Here is a 1,938-nt window from a genome sequence, read left to right as displayed (position 1 = left end):
GGCTTTGCCGCCTCGGCCAATATCGACCCGACCCGCAAGGGTCCCTCGATGTTCGAGCCGGTGCATGGCTCGGCCCCCGACATCGCCGATCAGGGCATCGCCAACCCGATCGCCGCGATCTGGTCGCTGGTGATGATGCTGGAGCATCTGGGCGAGCCTGCGGTCGCGGCCCGGATCATGGCCGCGGTCGAGGCCACCACCGCCCGCGGCATCGGCACCGTGCCCGGCCGCGACAGCACCGATCAGATCACCGCCGCCGTGCTGGCCGCGCTGGAGGAACAGGAATGAACGTGATGACGAAACTGCCGGGCCTTGCCGATCCGGACCTGCTGCGCCAGTCGGCGCTGATCGGCGGCATCTGGGTGCAGGCCGCTGGCGGCGCGACGCTGGAGGTCACCGATCCGGCGACCGGGGCGGTGATCGGCTCGGTGCCCGATGTCTCGGGTGCGCAGACCCGCGCCGCAATCGAGGCCGCCGATGCCGCCTTCCAGAACTGGCGCAAGCGTCCCCATGCCGACCGCGCAGCATTGCTCGAACGCTGGTTCGCGCTGATGGAGGATCATGCCGATGACCTCGCGCTGATCCTGACCATGGAACAGGGCAAGCCTCTGGCCGAGGCCAGAGGCGAGATCGCCTATGGCGCCAGCTTCGTGAAATGGTTCGCCGAAGAGGCCCGCCGCATCGACGGATCGGTCATCCCGGCGCCCGCCGGAGACCGCCAGATCGTCGTGCTGAAAGAGCCGGTCGGGGTCTCGGCGATCATCACGCCATGGAACTTCCCCAATGCGATGATCACCCGCAAGGTCGCCCCGGCGCTGGCCGCGGGCTGCACCGTGGTGATCAAGCCCTCGGAGTTCACGCCGTTTTCCGCGCTGGCGCTGGGGGTGCTGGCCGAGCGCGCGGGGATTCCGGCGGGGGTCATCAACATCGTCACCGGCCTGCCCACCGCGATCGGGGCCGAGCTGACCGCGAACCCCACGGTGCGCAAGCTGTCCTTCACCGGCTCGACCCGGGTGGGGGCGATGCTGATGGCGCAATGCGCGCCCTCGGTAAAGCGGCTCAGCCTGGAACTGGGCGGCAATGCGCCGTTCATCGTCTTTGACGACGCCGATCTGGACGCGGCGGTCGAGGGCGCGATGGCCTCGAAATTCCGCAATGGCGGGCAGACCTGCGTCTGTTCGAACCGGGTGCTGGTGCAGGCGGGGATCTATGACGCCTTCGCGGCAAAGCTGGCCGCGCGGGTGGCGGCGCTGCGCGTCGGTCCGGGGCTGGAGCCGGGGGTCGAAATCGGTCCGATGATCAATGCCCCGGCACTGGAGAAGATCCGCCGCCATGTCGCCGATGCGGTGGACAAGGGCGCGGTCCTGCTGGCCGAGGCCCCGACGCCCTCGGGCGGCCAATATGCCACCCCGGTGGTGCTGGGAGGGGCAGACGTGACGATGGAGCTGGCCAGCGAGGAAACCTTCGGCCCGGTCGCGGCGCTGTTTGCGTTCGAAACCGAGGCCGAGGCCATCGCCCTGGCCAATGCCACGCCCTATGGGCTGGCCGCCTATTTCTACACCGAGAGCCACAAGCGCGCCTGGCGCGTCGGGCAGGCGCTGGAATTCGGTATGGTCGGGCTGAACACCGGCTCGGTCTCGACCACGGTCTCGCCCTTCGGCGGCGTCAAGCAATCCGGCCTCGGCCGTGAAGGCGCCCGCATCGGCATCGACGAATACCTCGAAAGCAAGGCTTTCCATATGGCCGTGATCTGACGCGGGCAGGCCGGGGGCTCTGCCCCCACGCCACTCTGGCCCCTCAATGGGGCCACAGTGGCGTCCCCCCGGGATATTTGGGCAAGAAAGAAAACGGGCGCCGTGGAGAGACGGCGCCCGTTGGTTTCCAGAAAGCGATGCTTACTCGATCACCACATAGATCTTGCGGATCGTCTCGATCGTC

The 1,938-nt window shown here is 68.3% G+C and carries 2 protein-coding genes; both read left to right on the top strand.

The genetic code is table 11. The features are described from left to right. Positions 1-288 (top strand): isocitrate/isopropylmalate family dehydrogenase (locus tag IB235_RS24590; protein WP_255524437.1); only part of this gene is annotated, 288 nt, incomplete at its 5' end. 5 nt (positions 289-293) lie between these two features. Further along, the gene (locus IB235_RS24585; protein WP_225612622.1) at positions 294-1,754 is read left to right on the top strand and encodes an NAD-dependent succinate-semialdehyde dehydrogenase; all 1,461 of its coding nucleotides are present in this window, start codon (positions 294-296) and stop codon (positions 1,752-1,754) included. The last annotated feature ends 184 nt before the right edge of the window (positions 1,755-1,938 follow it).

The organism is Paracoccus sp. PAR01 (assembly GCF_014851995.1).
Lineage (GTDB): Bacteria > Pseudomonadota > Alphaproteobacteria > Rhodobacterales > Rhodobacteraceae > Paracoccus > Paracoccus litorisediminis.
This window is presented reverse-complemented; position numbering and strand designations above follow the sequence as displayed.